The sequence below is a fragment of the Burkholderia sp. 4M9327F10 genome (assembly GCF_005503145.1).
Taxonomy (GTDB): Bacteria; Pseudomonadota; Gammaproteobacteria; order Burkholderiales; family Burkholderiaceae; genus Paraburkholderia.
Genome location: NZ_SCNV01000015.1, coordinates 141,154 through 158,260 on the forward strand (window position 1 = coordinate 141,154; position 17,107 = coordinate 158,260).

The 17,107-nt window shown below is 63.0% G+C and carries 15 protein-coding genes; 4 read left to right on the top strand and 11 right to left on the bottom strand.

The genetic code is table 11. The annotated features are described in order from the left end of the window. Nucleotides 1-72: 72 nt before the first annotated feature. Complete coding sequence (gene rpoD, locus FFS45_RS16505) at nt 73-2,286, bottom strand: RNA polymerase sigma factor RpoD (protein WP_249362811.1); 2,214 nt, start codon at nt 2,284-2,286, stop codon at nt 73-75. Here rpoD and FFS45_RS42380 point away from each other — a divergent pair. Beyond that, the gene (locus FFS45_RS42380) at nt 2,174-2,515 is read left to right on the top strand and encodes an RNA polymerase subunit sigma (protein WP_249362812.1); all 342 of its coding nucleotides are present in this window, start codon (nt 2,174-2,176) and stop codon (nt 2,513-2,515) included. The genes rpoD and FFS45_RS42380 overlap by 113 nt on opposite strands. A 25-nt stretch (nt 2,516-2,540) precedes the next feature. Here the strand turns inward: FFS45_RS42380 and dnaG are convergent, their stop codons facing one another. The 4 genes from dnaG to FFS45_RS16525 form a co-directional block, all read right to left on the bottom strand. Beyond that, a complete protein-coding gene (gene dnaG, locus FFS45_RS16510; RefSeq protein ID WP_137955709.1) occupies nt 2,541-4,406 on the bottom strand; it encodes a DNA primase in 1,866 nt (621 codons plus the stop codon). 78 nt (nt 4,407-4,484) lie between these two features. Beyond that, a complete protein-coding gene (locus tag FFS45_RS16515; protein ID WP_137955710.1) occupies nt 4,485-4,931 on the bottom strand; it encodes a GatB/YqeY domain-containing protein in 447 nt (148 codons plus the stop codon). Between the two features lie 223 nt (nt 4,932-5,154). Continuing rightward, the gene (gene rpsU / locus FFS45_RS16520) at nt 5,155-5,367 is read right to left on the bottom strand and encodes a 30S ribosomal protein S21 (protein ID WP_074266548.1); all 213 of its coding nucleotides are present in this window, start codon (nt 5,365-5,367) and stop codon (nt 5,155-5,157) included. Nucleotides 5,368-5,435: 68 nt separating this feature from the next. Continuing rightward, entirely contained in the window at nt 5,436-6,662 is a 1,227-nt protein-coding gene (locus tag FFS45_RS16525; RefSeq protein ID WP_137955711.1) for an NAD(P)/FAD-dependent oxidoreductase, read from the bottom strand. A gap of 203 nt (nt 6,663-6,865) precedes the next feature. Here FFS45_RS16525 and tsaD point away from each other — a divergent pair, with 203 nt between their 5' ends. Continuing rightward, nucleotides 6,866-7,894: a tRNA (adenosine(37)-N6)-threonylcarbamoyltransferase complex transferase subunit TsaD gene (gene tsaD / locus FFS45_RS16530; protein ID WP_137955712.1), complete on the top strand. Its 1,029-nt coding sequence runs from the start codon at nt 6,866-6,868 to the stop codon at nt 7,892-7,894. 100 nt (nt 7,895-7,994) lie between these two features. Here the strand turns inward: tsaD and folE2 are convergent, their stop codons facing one another. The 4 genes from folE2 to FFS45_RS16550 all read right to left on the bottom strand — a co-directional run bounded on the left by folE2 (nt 7,995) and on the right by FFS45_RS16550 (nt 12,245). Next, nucleotides 7,995-8,807, bottom strand: coding sequence for a GTP cyclohydrolase FolE2 (folE2, locus tag FFS45_RS16535; RefSeq protein WP_137955713.1), 813 nt, complete (start codon nt 8,805-8,807; stop codon nt 7,995-7,997). 261 nt (nt 8,808-9,068) lie between these two features. Further along, nucleotides 9,069-10,976: a 1-deoxy-D-xylulose-5-phosphate synthase gene (gene dxs, locus FFS45_RS16540; RefSeq protein ID WP_137955714.1), complete on the bottom strand. Its 1,908-nt coding sequence runs from the start codon at nt 10,974-10,976 to the stop codon at nt 9,069-9,071. 85 nt (nt 10,977-11,061) lie between these two features. Beyond that, the gene (locus tag FFS45_RS16545; RefSeq protein ID WP_137955715.1) at nt 11,062-11,943 is read right to left on the bottom strand and encodes a polyprenyl synthetase family protein; all 882 of its coding nucleotides are present in this window, start codon (nt 11,941-11,943) and stop codon (nt 11,062-11,064) included. Further along, nucleotides 11,940-12,245: an exodeoxyribonuclease VII small subunit gene (locus tag FFS45_RS16550; protein ID WP_137955716.1), complete on the bottom strand. Its 306-nt coding sequence runs from the start codon at nt 12,243-12,245 to the stop codon at nt 11,940-11,942. Before FFS45_RS16550 ends, FFS45_RS16545 begins: the two co-directional genes overlap by 4 nt. A gap of 284 nt (nt 12,246-12,529) precedes the next feature. Here FFS45_RS16550 and FFS45_RS16555 point away from each other — a divergent pair, with 284 nt between their 5' ends. Both FFS45_RS16555 and FFS45_RS16560 read left to right on the top strand, forming a co-directional pair. After that, nucleotides 12,530-13,636 carry an aromatic ring-hydroxylating dioxygenase subunit alpha gene (locus FFS45_RS16555; protein WP_137955717.1) on the top strand — a complete coding sequence of 369 codons (1,107 nt, stop codon included), beginning with the start codon at nt 12,530-12,532 and terminating at the stop codon, nt 13,634-13,636. Between the two features lie 223 nt (nt 13,637-13,859). Continuing rightward, complete coding sequence (locus tag FFS45_RS16560) at nt 13,860-14,729, top strand: sulfurtransferase (RefSeq protein WP_137955718.1); 870 nt, start codon at nt 13,860-13,862, stop codon at nt 14,727-14,729. Nucleotides 14,730-14,801: 72 nt separating this feature from the next. Here FFS45_RS16560 and FFS45_RS16565 read toward each other — a convergent pair whose 3' ends face one another. Then, nucleotides 14,802-15,674: a dienelactone hydrolase family protein gene (locus FFS45_RS16565; protein WP_137955719.1), complete on the bottom strand. Its 873-nt coding sequence runs from the start codon at nt 15,672-15,674 to the stop codon at nt 14,802-14,804. Nucleotides 15,675-15,821: 147 nt separating this feature from the next. Continuing rightward, a complete protein-coding gene (locus tag FFS45_RS16570; protein WP_249362818.1) occupies nt 15,822-17,078 on the bottom strand; it encodes an NAD(P)/FAD-dependent oxidoreductase in 1,257 nt (418 codons plus the stop codon). Nucleotides 17,079-17,107 lie beyond the last annotated feature (29 nt).

The window sequence follows — 17,107 nt, forward strand, 5'->3', positions numbered from 1 at the left end:
CCGTAACCGCCTTGCGTCAGCAAAACGATCAGGAAGCCCCTATATCCGCTGTAGCAGCCGGATGTCCCTCGATCAATTCCCTTCGAGGAACGACTTCAGCTTGTCAGAACGGCTCGGGTGACGCAGCTTGCGCAGCGCCTTCGCCTCGATCTGACGGATCCGCTCACGCGTCACGTCGAACTGCTTACCCACTTCTTCGAGGGTGTGATCGGTACTCATCTCAATACCGAAGCGCATGCGCAGCACCTTCGCTTCACGCGGCGTCAGCGAGTCGAGCACGTCCTTCACGACGTCGCGCATGCTGGCATGCAGCGCAGCGTCAGCCGGCGCAACCGTGTTCGTGTCTTCGATGAAGTCGCCCAGATGCGAATCGTCGTCGTCACCGATCGGCGTTTCCATCGAGATCGGCTCCTTCGCGATCTTCATGATCTTGCGGATCTTGTCTTCCGGCATCTCCATCTTTTCTGCCAGCGTAGCCGGATCCGGCTCAAGACCGGTTTCCTGCAGAATCTGACGCGAGATGCGGTTCATCTTGTTGATCGTTTCGATCATGTGAACCGGAATCCGGATCGTGCGCGCCTGGTCCGCAATCGAACGCGTGATGGCCTGACGGATCCACCATGTGGCGTACGTGGAGAACTTGTAGCCACGACGGTATTCGAACTTGTCCACCGCCTTCATCAGGCCGATGTTGCCTTCCTGGATCAGGTCGAGGAACTGGAGGCCACGGTTCGTGTACTTCTTCGCGATCGAGATCACGAGACGCAGGTTGGCCTCGGTCATTTCACGCTTGGCCTGACGGGCCTTCAGTTCGCCCGCCGCCATCTGGCGGTTGGTTTCCTTCAGGTCCTTCAGCGGCAGCACCACACGCGCCTGCAGGTCCAGCAGACGTTGCTGCTGTTCGCGGATCGCCGGAATGTTACGCGTGAGGATCGCGCTGTAGCCGTGACCTTCGGCGACGATCTTGTCGGCCCACTCGAGGTCCGTTTCACTGCCCGGGAAACGCGCGATGAACTCGGCACGCGGCATGCCGCACTTGTCGACCACCGTATGCAGGATCTGACGCTCGACCTGACGCACTTCGTCCACCTGGGAACGCAGCGTGTCGCACAGACGCTCGACAGTACGCGCGGTAAAGCGGATGGTCATCAGCTCGTTCTGGATCGTTTCCTGAGCCTTCAGGTAAGACTTCGACTTGTAGCCTTCCTTCTCGAAGGCGCGGCGCATTTTGTCGAACCACTCGCTGATGAGGGCAAACTTTTCGAGCGAAGCGCGCTTCAACGCTTCCATCTGCGCTGCGTTGGCGGTGGCTTGCGCCGCGCCGTCGTCATCTTCGTCGTCTTCGTCTTCGTCCTCGTCGACTTCCTCGTCTTCGCTCTCGATCGCTTCCGCTTCCTGCGCGGAGAAGCCATCGGCATCTTCCGCGTTGGCGTCGATCAGGCCGTCGACCAGTTCGTCGATACGGATTTCCTCGTTCGCGACGCGCTCAGCCATCGCGAGGATGTCCGCGATCGTGGTCGGGCACGCGGAGATGGCCATCACCATGTGCTTCAGACCGTCTTCGATCCGCTTCGCGATTTCGATTTCGCCTTCGCGCGTGAGCAGTTCAACCGTACCCATTTCACGCATGTACATGCGGACCGGGTCGGTGGTGCGGCCGAATTCGGAATCGACGGTGGACAGCGCTACTTCGGCTTCCTCTTCAACTTCGTCGTCAGACGAAGCTGCCGGCGCGTTGTCGTTCAGCAGCAGCGTTTCGGCATCGGGCGCCTGCTCGTAGACAGCCACACCCATGTCGTTAAACGTGCTGATGATGCCTTCGATCGCCTCGGTCTCGGCAAAATTGTCCGGGAGGTGGTCGTTGATCTCGGCATACGTCAGGAAGCCGCGTTCCTTGCCGAGTTTGATCAGCGCTCGCAGTTTCGAGCGCCGCTCTTCCAGTTCTTCAGCGGTGCCAGGTTGGGTAGACGCGAAAGCATCCTTCAGCAGCGCTTTTTCCTTCGCGCGGCGGTCGCGTGCCTTGGCCTTTTCGCCTTTTCCCGGAGCTGCAGCAGTTTCCTCGCTCGGGGTTGCGTCGTCATCGACGGATACTTCATTCAGCTTTTTCGTCATGGAGTTCGCCGTACCGGCTGTAGTCTCGACTCCCGGCTGTTGGACAACAGCCTGCAGAACCGTGGATACTGGAGTCTCGCGCGTTACCGCATCGTCCTGGGCGGCAACGGCTTCCCTTGCGCTTCTGGCACTCGGCCGCTTCGTGACCGGCGTGACGGCTTTCGCCGCGCTCACCGACGCCGCTTGCGCGGCGGAAGTAGTCGAGGTTTTCTTCCTCACAGAAGGTGTGGCACTTGCGGCAGACGCTCTTTTCGCGGAAGAAGCGGACCTGGCCCGGGTGACCTTCGTGGTCGGCTCCTCAGAGCCTGTGCCTGTCGCATTCTTTCCGCCTGTAGTCTTTGCCATTGCAATCGCCTTTCGCCTTTTGCCTGGAAAACAAACCGCTGAAAACCTTTTATTATAGCACTTCGGTTTCAGCCCCTCCCTGCTTACAGTCCGAGCTGGCGCTTCATGTCAGCCCGTTTCTGATTCAAATCCGTCAGCTCGGCAAACTCCTCGGCGGTATGCCTCGATTGCCGTGAAAGTTGGTCGAGTCGTTCACAATAGGCGTCATAGCGCATCTTCAGGATTGCCGCCTTTAACTCTTCGCCGACAATCCGTTCCTGCTCGCGCCGTTCCTCGATGACGGCCGCGTCCGTGGGATCCTTCAGCAACAAATCCCGAACGTTTTCATCATAGTCCAGAATTTTGCGAAAGATTTCCTCGAAAGTCGGGGCGTTAGCGCCATTTCGCAAGAGATCGGACAGCAACTGGAACTCCGCCGCATCGCCCAGCGCGCGGGCGTGTGTCGTGACTTCCTCGAAAAGCTCGCCGTGGCGGGTCACCGCCAGCAGCGCCTGCTCGGCCTCTTCGTCCAGCACCGCGACCGTCCGCGGGTACATGACGAGGTTGCGTAGCGTCTTTTCCTCAATCCCCGTCACACTGCGGCGGTCTTTGCGGGCCGGCGCCTGGCGGGCGGCAGCGGCGATCCGGGCATCCACCTCGCATAACGCGGCTACCTCGTCGAACGGCACGTCGAGCCGGTCGGCGAACATATGCATGATCTGCGCACGCAGCGCATTGGCCGGCAGCGCCTGCAGCAGCGGCTTCGCGTCGAAAAGCGCGCGCGCCCGGCCTTCGGGCTGGTCCAGCTCCTTGCCGGCCAGCACTTCATTCAACATGAACTGCGACAGCGGCATGGCCCGCTCGACCTGCTCGGCAAACGCTTCGGTGCCGAATTCGCGCACGTAACTGTCAGGATCGTGTTCCGTGGGCAGGAACAGGAAACGAATAGTCCGGTTGTCCGCCGCGTGCGGCAGGCAGGCGTCGAGCGCCCGGCGAGCCGCGCGGCGGCCCGCGGAGTCGCCGTCGAAGCTAAAAATTACCGTATCGGTCTGGCGTAGCAATTTCTGCACATGAATCGGCGTACAGGCCGTACCCAAGGTCGCGACGGCGTTCTGGAACCCCAATTGGGCCAGTGCGACCACGTCCATGTACCCTTCGACCACCAGCACGTACTGCTGTTCACGAATCGCGAGACGCGCCTCGAACAGGCCGTAAAGCTCGCTGCCCTTGTTAAATAGAGGCGTTTCCGGGGAATTCAAATATTTGGGCTCACCGCCGTCCAGCACCCGGCCGCCGAAGCCAATCACCTGACCTTTGACATTGCGGATCGGGAACATGATCCGCTCGCGGAAGCGGTCGTACCGGCGATTCTGACCCTGAGCGTCGGACTTCTCGCTGACGATCACGAGGCCTGACTCGACCAGCGCGTCGTCCCGATAATTAGGAAATGCAGCTTCGAGGTTCTGCCAGCCGTCCGGCGCATAGCCGAGTCCGAAACGGGCCGCAATCTCCCCGGTCAAGCCGCGCTTCTTCAGATACTGGATCGCGCCGGGCGCACCGCGCAGTTGCTTGCGGTAAAAGTCGCATGCCGTTTGCATCACATCGGAAAGCGCGGTGGTCACGGCCTTGGAGACCGCTGGCGCATAGCCGCCGCCCCCGCCGCCCTGATGCGGCGACGGTTCCTGCGGCACCGTCAGCCCGACCGACTGCGCCAGGTCGTTGACGGCTTCAGGAAAGGACAGCCCGGCGTGCTCCATCAAAAAGCCGATTGCCGTGCCATGCGCGCCGCAACCGAAGCAGTGGTAGAACTGTTTAGTCGGACTAACGGTAAACGAGGGGCTCTTTTCGTTGTGAAACGGGCAGAGCCCCATGAAGTTCGCACCGCCCTTTTTCAGTTGCACATACTTGCCGACCACGTCGACGATATCGACGCGGTTCAGCAGATCCTGCAGGAACGAATGCGGAATCACAGTGGAGGGCGCTACCTTGAAAGCCTGAAGGCTGCGCGGTCTGCGCGAGGGCAGGCCGTGCAGTCCGGTGAACCGACGTTACTTCGCGAGCGCGGCCTTGACCAGCCCGGAAACGGCGGTCATATCGGCACGGCCCGCGAGCTTCGGCTTGAGTACGCCCATCACCTTGCCCATGTCCTGCGGGCCGGCTGCGCCGGTTTGCGCGACCGCTGCCTGCACTTCGGCGGCGATCTCCGCGTCGGACAGTTGCGCCGGCATGTAGGCGGAGAGGATGGTGAGTTCGGCGCTTTCCTTTTCGACCAGATCGGCGCGGCTGGCCGCTTCAAACTGGCTGATGGAGTCTTTGCGCTGCTTGATCATCTTGTCGATGACCGCGGTGATGGCGGCGTCGTCGAGCGTCACGCGCTCGTCGACTTCACGCTGCTTGATTGCGGCGAGCAGCAGGCGGATGGTGCCGAGGCGCTCGGTTTCGCGGGCGCGCATGGCGGCCTTCATGTCGTCGTTGATCCGATCCTTGAGACTCATTACTCACCTAAATGCGTTGGAATGTAAAAAGGTCTGGCCACGCCCGGTGCATCAACACAAAAACCCGCTTGGGACTGCTTCCTCAAGCGGGTTGGCGCGAATTCGCGGAGTAGATGCGGCGTGACCAAGGTGGCCTGACGGCCAGGTTGTCCGCACGGGGCGGCGTCTAGCGCTGCCACCGGTTGCGTGCCGACGCTCCGTAGGAACCGCAGCGACGTCAGAATCAGTAAAACTTCTTTGGCAGCATCTGGCTGCGCAGCCGCTTGAAGTGGCGCTTCACCGCCGATGCCTTCTTGCGTTTGCGCTCAGCCGTGGGCTTTTCGTAAAACTCGCGCGCTCGAAGCTCGGTCAGCAGCCCGTTCTTCTCGATCGTGCGCTTGAAGCGGCGCATCGCGACTTCAAAAGGCTCGTTTTCTTTTACGCGGATGATCGTCATTTTTCAATAACGGAACTTTGTAAAGGTTGGGGAGTATAGCAGAGCTTTCTCACAAACACACGTCCGCGTCAAGCCCCCCGAGCATACTCCGCCGCCGCCTGGCCTGCTGCCACGCCGGAAGCCCATGCCCACTGGAAGTTATAGCCGCCGAGCCAGCCGGTTACGTCGACCGCCTCGCCGATGAAGTACAGGCCCGGCGAGCGGGCGCTCATCATGGTGGTCGAGGATAGATCGCGCGTGTCGACCCCACCGCGCGTCACCTCGGCCTTACGGTAGCCTTCGGTGCCGTTCGGGGTGAGCGTCCAGCGCGACAAAGCCTCGCCGACGCGGCGCAGCGTCTTGTCGGGTAGGTCGGCGATACGCGCTTCGGCGGGAATCTGGTGCGTTTCCAGCCAGACGTGAGCGAGCCGGGTGGGCACCCATTCGGCCAGCAGGTTGGCGATCTGGCGCTTGGTGCTGGTTTTGGCTTCCAGCAGCGCGCCGATAGCGTCCCGTTCCGGCAGCAGATTGACGTGGATGGGCTCGCCGGGCTGCCAGTAGCTCGAAATCTGCAGGACGCCCGGTCCGGACAGCCCGCGATGCGTCAGCAGCAGGTCCTCGACGAACTCCATGCCGGTTTTCTTGTTGCCGGTGGCGAGTTGCACCTCCAGCGAAACGCCGGATAACGCTGCAAACGGTTCCCAGTCGGCCGCGGCAAACGTCAGCGGCACAAGCGCCGGGCGCGTGTCGATCAGCTTGTGGCCGAACTGCTTGGCGAGCCGGTAGGCGAAGTCGGTTGCGCCGATCTTTGGAATCGACAGGCCGCCGGTCGCCACCACCAGCGCGCGGGCGCGGATCGGGCCGGCGTGGGTGTCGAGGGTATAGCCGTCGGTGGCCTCGTGCCGCACCTGCTCGACCGCAAGCGGCCGGCGCCAGGTTATGCCGCCGGCGTCGCACTCGCTTTTCAGCACGTCGATGACCGCATCGCTCGACTGGTCGCAGAACAGTTGCCCTTTGTGCTTCTCGTGCCAAGTGACGCGATAGCGCTTGAGCAGCGCCATGAAGTCGCGCGGCGTATAGCGCGCGAGCGCCGAACGGCAGAAATGGGGGTTTGCCGACAGGTAATTGGCCGGTCCCGCGTACAGATTGGTGAAGTTGCAGCGGCCGCCGCCGGAAATGCGGATTTTCTCCGCGAGGCGCGGCGCGTGGTCGATCAGCACGACGCGTCGGCCAAGCTGGCCGGCGACCGCCGCGCACATCATGCCGGCAGCGCCCGCGCCGATGACCGCGATATCGAAGGATTCCATGGCGCGCATTGTACCTGCGGCCCCTGCCCCGCACTGCTATACTTACAAGCTTGCCTTTTCATTTTTCGGGCGCCTGAACATGCTGGCGGAAGCACGCTGGCGCTGGGTGCTGGGTAAGCCAAGCAAGGCTGGCTAGAAGCCAGGCGGCAGCCCCAGCCCATGCCATGACCCAGACAGCCGCATGTTTGCCGCGCCCCTGCAGCCCACACATCATGCTCGTTCTCGGCATCGAAAGCTCCTGCGACGAAACCGGACTCGCGCTCTACGACACGGAGCGCGGCCTGCTGGCGCACGCGCTGCATTCGCAGATTGCGATGCATCGGGAGTATGGCGGCGTGGTGCCGGAACTCGCGTCACGCGACCATATCCGGCGCGCGCTGCCGCTGCTCGAAGAAGTCATGGAGCGCGCGGGCACGGCGCGCGGCGAAATCGACGCGATCGCCTACACCCAGGGCCCGGGTCTGGCTGGTGCGCTGCTGGTCGGCGCCAGCATCGCCAATGCACTCGCCATGGCATGGGACAAGCCCACCATCGGCATTCACCACCTTGAAGGGCATTTGCTTTCGCCGCTGCTGGTCGACGAGCCGCCGCCGTTCCCGTTCGTCGCCCTGCTGGTATCCGGCGGTCACACGCAGTTGATGCGCGTGACCGACGTAGGTGTCTACGAGACGCTGGGCGAAACGCTCGACGACGCGGCCGGAGAAGCCTTCGACAAGACCGCCAAGCTGCTCGGCCTCGGCTATCCTGGCGGCCCGGAAGTGTCGCGGCTGGCGGAATTCGGCACCCCCGGCGCAGTGGTTCTGCCGCGCCCCATGCTGCATTCCGGCGACCTGGATTTCAGCTTCAGCGGCCTGAAAACCGCCGTGCTGACGCATGTGAAGAAGCTCGGCGGCGCGAATATCTGCGAACAGGCGAAGGCCGATCTCGCGCGAGGTTTTGTCGACGCGGCGGTGGATGTTCTGGCGGCCAAATCGCTGGCGGCACTGAAGAAGACCAAGCTCAAGCGCCTCGTAGTTGCGGGCGGCGTGGGAGCGAACCGGCAATTGCGCGAAGCGCTTTCGGCAGCCGCGAAGAAGCGCGGCTTCGACGTCCATTACCCGGACCTCTCGCTGTGCACCGACAACGGCGCGATGATCGCGCTGGCCGGGGCGCTGCGTCTTGCGCGCTGGCCCGGCCAGAGCGGCAAGGACTACGCGTTCACGGTCAAGCCGCGCTGGGATCTGACGTCCCTCGCACGCTGAAGCCAGGCGGGCCGCGCGCAACTGCAATTGAAAACGGCCGCTAAAGCGGCCGTTTTCACATCAAGACAGACTTAACCGGGAAGGAAGCCAAAACTTAGGCTTACCGCGACGCAACCCGCTTGTCATGCTCGATCACAGCATAAGCGCTGTGATTGTGGATCGATTCAAAGTTCTCAGCCTCGAGCACATACGCCACCACCCGCGCATCCGCGTTCAGACGCTGCGCCACATCGCGCACCAGGTCTTCGACGAACTTCGGATTTTCATAGGCACGCTCGGTAACGAACTTCTCGTCCGGGCGCTTCAGCAGGCCCCACAGTTCGCACGACGCCTCTTCCTCGGCAATCCGAATCAGCTCCTCCACCGGCACCTCATCGGCCAGTTCGGCATTGATCGTCACATGCGAGCGCTGGTTGTGCGCGCCGTACTGAGAAATCTTCTTCGAGCACGGGCACAGGCTCGTAACCGGCACCAGCACCTTCAGGAACACACGCGTGCTGCCGTTACGGGTATCGCCCGTCAGCGTCACTTCGTAGTCCAGCAGACTCTGCACGCCCGAGACCGGGGCCGTCTTGTTGACGAAGTAAGGGAATGACACTTCGATGCGGCCGGCTTCGGCCTCGAGCTTCTCCAGCATCGCCGCCAGCATTGTGCGAAACGTCGACGGCTCCAGCGGGGCCTTGTTCTCTTCGAGCAGCGCAACGAAGCGCGACATGTGCGTGCCCTTCTGCTCGGCGGGCAGGTGAACGTCGAGGTTCCACGTACCGACGGTCGGCTGCACGTCGCCGCCCTGTGTGCGCACCGTGAGCGGATGGCGCACGGCCTTCACGCCGACCCGTTGAATCGGGATCTGGCGGGTGTCGACCGTGCTCTGCACGTCGGGCATCACAAAGGCGGGATTCATCTGATTCATGTTCTTGTTCCTTTCAGGAAAACGCCGCGCCGCCCCAGGCTTTCCACTCCGAAGGAAATCCCCTCGGGGCGCTGTCTCAAAGCGACAGGCCAGGGGTGCTCGACGGCCGAGCGGATCGACGCACGCAACGGCGAACGCCGGCTAATGCCGGCGTTGCATGATGGGCCCGAAGGCCCATCGATTCAAGTTGGAGATTGCTATAGCCGCGATAGCGCCTGCAAACCTCGGCGCCCGGCTCGATCCTGCGACTCGCCAGCCTGCTTAGGCGACGCGCTTGACCGACTTGCCCGCGGCGCCGCTGGCGTGATCCAGGAAGCGCTCGCGGATCGATTTAGCAATGCCCGCGCTATCCAGACCACACTCCGCGAGCAGCTTGGCCGGATCCCCATGATCGATGAAGCGATCGGGGAGGCCCAATTGTAGTACGGGACGCATAACCCCACTGGCGAGCAGGGCTTCGACGCAGGCCGAACCCGCACCGCCCATCACGCAGCCTTCTTCGACGGTGACAATATAGTCGTGGGTTTCCGCCAGTTCGCGCACCAGCTCGGCATCGAGCGGCTTGACGAAGCGCATGTTCGCCACGGTGGCGTCCAGTTGCTCCGCGGCTGCCAGAGACGGTGCAACCATCGTGCCGAACGCGAGAATGGCGATCCGCTTGCCGGCCGGCTGCGTCGTTTCGCGACGCACTTCGCCCTTGCCGAGCGGAAGCGCCGTCATCTGCTTGACCGTCGCCACACCGGTGCCCGCACCGCGCGGATAGCGCACTGCCGTCGGGTTCGGCTGCTGCAGCGCCGTGTATAGCATCTGGCGGCATTCGTTTTCATCCGAAGCGGCCATCACCGTCATGTTCGGGACGCAGCGCATGAACGCGAGATCGTAGGCGCCCGCGTGCGTTGCGCCGTCCGCGCCGACCAGACCCGCGCGGTCGATGGCAAACACCACCGGCAGGTTCTGCAGCGCGACGTCATGGATCAACTGGTCGTACGCGCGCTGCAGGAACGTCGAGTAGATCGCCACGACCGGCTTCATGCCGTCCGCCGCCAGGCCACCCGCGAAGGTCACCGCGTGCTGCTCGGCAATACCGACATCGAAGTAACGGTCCGGGAAGCGCTTCTCGAACTCCACCATGCCCGAGCCTTCACGCATGGCAGGCGTGATGCCGACAACACGCGAATCCAGTTCCGCCGCGTCGCACAGCCATTCGCCGAACACTTGCGTGTACGTCTTCTTCGACGGCGTGGTGGCGGGCTTGATGCCTTCAGCCGGATTGAACTTGCCCGGGCCGTGGTACAGCACCGGATCGGCTTCGGCCAGCTTGTAGCCCTGGCCTTTCTTGGTGACCACGTGCAGGAATTGCGGACCGCGCAGTTCCTTGATGTTCTGCAGCGTCGGGATCAGCGAGTCGAGATCGTGACCGTCGATCGGGCCGATGTAGTTAAAGCCGAACTCTTCGAACAGCGTAGCCGGCACGATCATGCCCTTCGCGTGCTCTTCGAGCTTGCGGGCGAGATCGAGCATCGGCGGCGCCACGCGCAGCACGCGCTCCACGCCGGCGCGCGCCGCTGCGTAGAAGCGGCCCGACATCAGACGCGCCAGATGGCGATTCAGCGCGCCCACCGGCGGCGAGATCGACATGTCGTTGTCGTTGAGGATGACCAGCAGCGGCACGTCGTCTTCGACGCCTGCGTTGTTCATCGCCTCGAAAGCCATCCCGGCCGTCATCGCCCCGTCGCCGATCACAGCGATGCCCATGCGGTTCTCACCCTGCAGCTTGCTGGCGATCGCCATGCCAAGCGCAGCGGAGATCGAGGTGCTGGAGTGCGCGGTGCCGAACGTGTCGTACTCCGACTCGTCGCGGCGCGGGAAACCGGAGATGCCGCCGTACTGACGCAGCGAATGCATCTGGTCGCGGCGGCCGGTCAGGATCTTGTGGGGGTAGGTTTGATGGCCGACATCCCAGACGATCCGGTCGCGCGGCGTGTCGAACACGTAGTGCAGCGCAATCGTCAGTTCGACCGTGCCAAGATTGGACGAAAGGTGTCCGCCCGTCTGCGAGACGCTGTCGAGCACGAAGGCACGCAACTCGTCTGCAAGCGGTTGCAATTGGCGGCGATCGAGGCGGCGCAGGGCTGCCGGGTCGTCGATGGTTTTCAGCAAGTCGTACATCGTCGTTCCATTGTAGGAAAACTTACGCGCCCGCACTTCATTCACGCATTCACTGTGGCGAATGCGCGGCGGCGGGCTTTCGCGTTCAGCTGACCCGGTTCACCACCAGGTCAGCCAGTTCGGCAAGACGCTGCGCACGAGCGCCAAACGGCGCGATTGCAGCGTGGGCATCGGCACGCAGTTGCGCCGCGAGGTCGCGCGACGCTTCAAGCCCGATGATCGACACGTAGGTCGGCTTGCCGTCCTTCGCGTCTTTGCCTGCCGTTTTGCCAAGCGTCGCGGAATCGGTCGTGACGTCGAGAATATCGTCCACGACCTGAAACGCGAGGCCCACAGCGGCCGCATAGGCGTCGAGCGAACGCATTGCGTCCGCGCCCGGCGCTTCGCCCGCCAATGCCCCCATGCGCACCGAAGCGCGCAGCAGCGCGCCGGTCTTCATGCGGTGCATTGTTTCGAGTTGCGGCCGCGTCAGCGTGTGGCCGACGCTCGCCAGATCGATGGCCTGGCCCCCGGCCATGCCGATCGAACCGCTCGCCAGCGCCAGCTCGCGCACCAGCGCCGCCTGTTGCGTCGGCGCCAGCACGTCGGCCGTCAGCGCGACGAAAGCTTGCGATTGCAGCGCGTCGCCGACCAGCAGCGCGGTCGGTTCATCATACTTAACATGCACCGTGGGCTTGCCGCGACGCAGCGCGTCGTCGTCCATGCACGGCATGTCGTCGTGCACCAGCGAGTAGACGTGGATCATCTCCAGCGCCGCTGCTGCTGCGTCGAGACATTCGACGCGTGCGCCTGTCAGTTCCCCGGCCGCGTGGCACAGCAGCGGGCGCACCCGCTTGCCGCCGCCCAGCACCGCATAGCGCATGGCTTCGTGCAGTTGCGCCGGCTCAACGCTCGGCGCCGGCAGATAGTGTTCTAGTGCTGTCTCGACACGCTCGAGTACCGAGTGCATCCATTGTTCGAAGGTCATAGGTCGTCCCCGCTCTCTGTAGCGGCTGTGCCTGCGCCACTCATGGGCAGCGGCTTGAGGGTCTCGCCATCGAGAACCCGCACCTGCTGCTCGACCTTTTCCAGTTGTTGCTGGCAAAACGTCACGAGGGTCGCGCCACGCCGGTATGCGGCGAGCGATTCCTCGAGGCTCAGACTGCCGCCTTCCATCCGCGCAACCAGTGCTTCCAGTTCCGCCAGCGCCGCTTCGTAGTTCTCGGGCAGTGGGGTGCTGTCGGCGCCCTCGGGGGTTGCAGCGGGTTCCTTTGATGCGGTCTTCGCCATGAATGGTCGCAAAATTAAAACAAGTCGGACATTCTACGGCAAAAGCGACAAATCCGATCCGCTCGCCGCGCCTCGCCCCGTCTGCTTACCTTACGGCCCACCCAGAGCCTGACAGAAAAAAATCCTTTTTGCTCACACGGAAATTGTGAACCATCTTCACAATTTTGACCCAAATCAGACACTTAGTCGCCCCAAGGAGGGGGAAACGGGTATAATCGCGGGCTCCCTAAATCGAATCTTCGATGGTTGGGTTGTTCACTGCTTTCATCTTCACGGGAGTGGGAATGTCCAATCTGAGCAATGCATTGCAGTTGCGGTCTGTTCACAGCCAGCTGCCAGTCACGGCTTACTTTGACGAAGCGCTTCTAACGCGCGAAATCGAAACCCTTTTCAAGAAAGGTCCTCGCTACATTGGGCACGAACTCATGGTGCCGGATGCGGGGGATTATTTTGCCTTGCCCAGCGAGAGCGAGGGGCGTGTGCTCGTTCGTAACAATCAGTCACAAGTTGAGCTGTTGTCGAACGTATGCCGCCACCGGCAAGCCATCATGCTTAAAGGCCGCGGCCAGGCGGAGAATATCGTCTGCCCGTTGCACCGCTGGACGTACGATCTGAACGGCCAGCTTCTCGGTGCACCGCATTTCGCGGACAACCCTTGCCTGAATCTCGGCGCCACGCCGCTGCAGAACTGGCAGGGGCTGCTGTTCGAAGCCCAGGGGCGCAACGTCGCGCACGATCTCGCACGTCTGGGCACGAAGCAGCACTTCGACTTCTCGAACTTCATGTTCGATCATGTCGAAGTCCATGAGTGCAACTACAACTGGAAGTCGTTCATCGAGGTCTATCTCGAGGACTACCACGTCGCGCCGTTCCATCCGGGACTCGGCAGCTTCGTCTCGTGCGACAACCTGGAGTGGGAATTCGGCGAATGGTACAGCGTGCAGACGGTCGGGGTCCACAAGGGCCTTGAGCAGCCGGGCAGCCCGACGTATCGCAAATGGCACGACCAGGTGCTGCGCTTCCGCGAGGGCAAGGCCCCCGAGTTCGGCGCAATCTGGATGGTGTACTACCCGGGTTTGATGATCGAGTGGTACCCGCATGTGCTGGTCGTGTCATGGCTGATTCCGCGCGGTCCGCAGAAAACCACCAACGTGGTGGAGTTCTATTACCCCGAGGAAATCGCGCTGTTCGAGCGTGAATTCATTGAGGCTGAGCGCGCCGCCTACATGGAGACGGCCCGTGAAGACGATGAGATCGCGGAGCGGATGGACGCCGGGCGCCGCGCGCTGATGCAGCGCGGCGAGTCGCAGGTGGGCCCGTATCAGAGCCCGATGGAAGACGGTATGCAGCACTTCCACGAGTTCCTGCGGCGCGAACTCGGTACGATCTGAGCGGGTAGGGCCGTCTTACGGCACACGTACAGGTAGCAATCACAGAAAGACGGACTTCGGTCCGTCTTTTTTTGTTTAGACTACTAACATGAGTCGGTTGAGCGGCTTGGGCTTGCGACAAACCCTTGCTTCAAGCCGCACCGAAGCAACCTGTTTCGCCAGTACCTTACATGGGACCGGACCAAGCGCCAAAGCGCTAACTCCGGTCGATAAAGGAGCCGTCATGCCACACACCCACTACACCACACTGATCTCCGCGACTAACCTCGCGGAACGGCTCGCCGCTGCGCCAGGCAGCGTCTTCGTGATCGACTGCCGCTTCGACCTCGCCGATCCGGAGTCCGGCGAAAAAGCCTACGCCGCCGGCCATATCCCCGGTGCGCAATATCTGCATCTGGACCGCGACCTCTCCGGCCCGAAGACCGGCGCCAATGGCCGCCATCCCTTGCCGGATCGCGCCAAGCTGGTCGCCGACCTCGCCGCGCGTGGCCTCAAACAGGGTCAACAGGTCGTAGCCTACGATGCACAAGGCGGCATGTACGCCGCACGCGCATGGTGGCTGTTGCGCTGGCTGGGTCACGACTCGGTAGCCGTACTCGACGGCGGGTTACAGGCCTGGCAGGCTGCGGACCAGCCGCTGACCCAGGATGTTGCGCCGCACAGCGCAGGCGACTTCAAGGCCGGTGCGCCGCTCGCGGTGACGGTCGACGCGCAGGCGGTGGAGCGCAACCTCAGCACGCACGAGCGGGTGGTAGTCGATGCACGGGCGGCGGACCGCTATCGCGGTGAGAACGAAACGCTCGACGCGGTGGGCGGCCATATTCCAGGCGCGTTGAACCGCTTCTTCAAGGACAACCTCACGGCCGATGGCCGCTTCAAGCCTGCCCACTCACTGCGCGAAGAATTCCAGGCGCTGCTGCCGGGCATCGCGCCGGATCGCGTTGTGCTGCAATGCGGCTCAGGCGTGACAGCCTGCGTCAACGCTCTGGCGATGGAAGTGGGCGGCCTGCACGGCGCTCTGCTCTACGCGGGGTCGTGGAGCGAGTGGAGTTCCGATCCGGCACGGCCGGTTGCAACCGGGCCGAATCCCTAAGCAAGTAAAAGCGACGGGCGGGTCGTGGCGGCTCGCCGGCCCGTCCCCGCGACGCGCGGCGCCCTATCGCACCTAAACCACGCCGTGCTCCTTGAACCAGACCAGCGCACGGCGCCAGCCATCCTCGGCATCGGCTTTCTTGTAGCTCGGCCGGTAATCCGCAAAGAACGCGTGCCCCGCGTCGTCATAGACAACGAACTGCGAGCCGCGTCCAGCCTGTGGCCCCTGCGCAATCGCCTGCTTCATCTGCGCGAGCGTGTCCTGCGGGATGCTCTGATCCTGTAGCCCGTAAAGACCCAGCACCGGTGCATGCAGATCGGCCACCCGGTCAATCGGATTGGCCGGCGTCATCGCCGTGTGAGCGCCGGTCACCCGGCCATACCACGCCACCCCGGCCTTCAGGCGCGGATTGTGTTCGGCGTATAGCCACGCAATCCGCCCCCCCCAGCAAAAGCCGTTGATACCCAGGCGATTCAGGTCGCCGCCATTCGCGCCCGCCCAGGCGACGGTGGCATCGAGATCAGCCAACACCTGCTCGTCAGGCACCTTGCTGACCAGTTGATCGTTCAACTGCTGGATCGTCGGATACACCGACGCATCGCCTTCCCGCACGTAGAGATCCGGCGCAATCGCCAGATAGCCGGCCTTGGCAAAGCGCCGGCAGACGTCGGCGATATGCTCGTGCACGCCGAAAATTTCATGCACGACGATGATCACCGGCAAGTGCGTCTTGCCCGCCGGTTGCGCGCGGTAAGCCGGCACCAGCGTATCGCCCGAATGCACGGCAATTTCGCCGGCTTCGAGGCCGTCGCTATCGGTATGGATGGTTTGGGCGGATACCGGCAGCACGGCAGCGGCGAATCCGGTGCCGAGCGCAGCTTTGATAAAGGTTCGTCGATTGAAAGGCACGTGCGGGACCAGACTGTCGACTTCGGGCTTCAGCATGCGGCGCTCCTTGAGTGAAGGGCAGTGATCGGCGATGAACAGATGTGACCGACGGGTGAACGACGGACGGATCGGAAGGCAACAGGATACGCTCGCGCGCATCCTGTTGCAGAAGCCCGCCGCTCCGGACAACCGTCGGTGCAACCCTCAGTGCAGCTTGACCCGCGGCAGCGTCGTGCGGCGCAGCCAGTGCGCGAAGGTATCGAGCACCATCCGCGCGTAGCCATGCAGCGCGGCGATATGCAGCCGGTACAGCGACATATACATAAAGCGCGCAAAGAGGCCTTCGATCAGCATGTTGCCGCCGATCACCCCGCCCATCAGATTGCCCACTGCGCTGAAATGCCCGAGCGACACCAGCGAGCCGAAGTCACGGTAGGTGAATTCCGGCAGCGGCTGATTTTCGAGCCGCGCCGCCAGCGCCTTCAGCAGGAAACTCGCCTGCTGATGCGCGGCCTGGGCCCGCGGCGGCACATTGCGCTCGTTGCCCGGCCACGGGCAAGCGGCGCAATCGCCAAGCGCAAAAACGTTGTCGTCGGGCTCGGTCTGCAGCGTGCGGCGCACGACCAGTTGACCGAGCCGGTTGACCGGCAGACCGTCGAGCTGCGACAGGATCGCGGGCGCCTTGATGCCCGCCGCCCACACGGTCAGGTCGGCACGAATCGCATGGCCGCTGGCGGTCCGCACCACGCCCGGCGCGACTTCGGCAACCGTTTCGCCGGTCATCAGCTTCACGCCCAGCTTTGTCAGTAACTCGGCGGTCGAGGTAGACACGCGCTCCTGCAACGCCGGCAAGATTCGCGGCCCCGCTTCAATCAGCACAATACCCACGTCATGGCGTGGATCGAGCTTATGCAGCCCATAGGCGGACAACACCTGAGCGGTATTGCGCAATTCCGCAGACAATTCGACGCCCGTCGCGCCAGCGCCGACAATCGCCACCTGGATGCGCGGCTCCGTGGACGGAGTCGACGCGTCCGGCGTCGACTCTACCGGCTCATGCACCTGATGCTCGGCGCGCATGCAGGCGGCGATCAGGCGTTTGCGAAAGCGCTCCGCCTGACTGACCGTATCGAGCGCGAGCGAGTACTCCGGCGCACCTTTGACGCCGAAGAAATGCGTCGTGCTGCCGATGGCGATCACCAGCGTGTCGTATTCCAGTTCACGTTGCGGCAGCAGTTCCGCGCCATCGTCGTCGATTACCGGGGCAAGCGTAATGCGCTTCGCCGCGCGGTCCAAGCCCTGCAGCTCGCCCTGCTGAAATTCGAAGTGATGCCAGCGCGCCTGCGCGGCATATTCGAGTTCCTGCGTGAACGGGTCCATGCTGCCGGCGGCCACTTCGTGCAGCAACGGCTTCCAGATATGGGTCGGATTGCGATCGACGAGCGTGACCTGCGCAGTCACGACGCCCTTGTTCTTGTGTGGGGCATAGC

Bases quoted from the DNA above. Each gene is read 5' to 3' on its own strand.
- rpsU (WP_074266548.1), bottom strand. From the start codon at position 5,367: ATGACGATCATCCGCGTAAAAGAAAACGAGCCTTTTGAAGTCGCGATG.
- FFS45_RS16560 (WP_137955718.1), top strand. From the start codon at position 13,860: ATGCCACACACCCACTACACCACACTGATCTCCGCGACTAACCTCGCG.
- dxs (WP_137955714.1), bottom strand. From the start codon at position 10,976: ATGTACGACTTGCTGAAAACCATCGACGACCCGGCAGCCCTGCGCCGC.
- FFS45_RS16525 (WP_137955711.1), bottom strand. From the start codon at position 6,662: ATGCGCGCCATGGAATCCTTCGATATCGCGGTCATCGGCGCGGGCGCT.
- FFS45_RS16515 (WP_137955710.1), bottom strand. From the start codon at position 4,931: ATGAGTCTCAAGGATCGGATCAACGACGACATGAAGGCCGCCATGCGC.
- FFS45_RS16555 (WP_137955717.1), top strand. From the start codon at position 12,530: ATGTCCAATCTGAGCAATGCATTGCAGTTGCGGTCTGTTCACAGCCAG.
- FFS45_RS16550 (WP_137955716.1), bottom strand. From the start codon at position 12,245: ATGGCGAAGACCGCATCAAAGGAACCCGCTGCAACCCCCGAGGGCGCC.
- FFS45_RS16545 (WP_137955715.1), bottom strand. From the start codon at position 11,943: ATGACCTTCGAACAATGGATGCACTCGGTACTCGAGCGTGTCGAGACA.
- tsaD (WP_137955712.1), top strand. From the start codon at position 6,866: ATGCTCGTTCTCGGCATCGAAAGCTCCTGCGACGAAACCGGACTCGCG.
- folE2 (WP_137955713.1), bottom strand. From the start codon at position 8,807: ATGAATCAGATGAATCCCGCCTTTGTGATGCCCGACGTGCAGAGCACG.
- FFS45_RS16565 (WP_137955719.1), bottom strand. From the start codon at position 15,674: ATGCTGAAGCCCGAAGTCGACAGTCTGGTCCCGCACGTGCCTTTCAAT.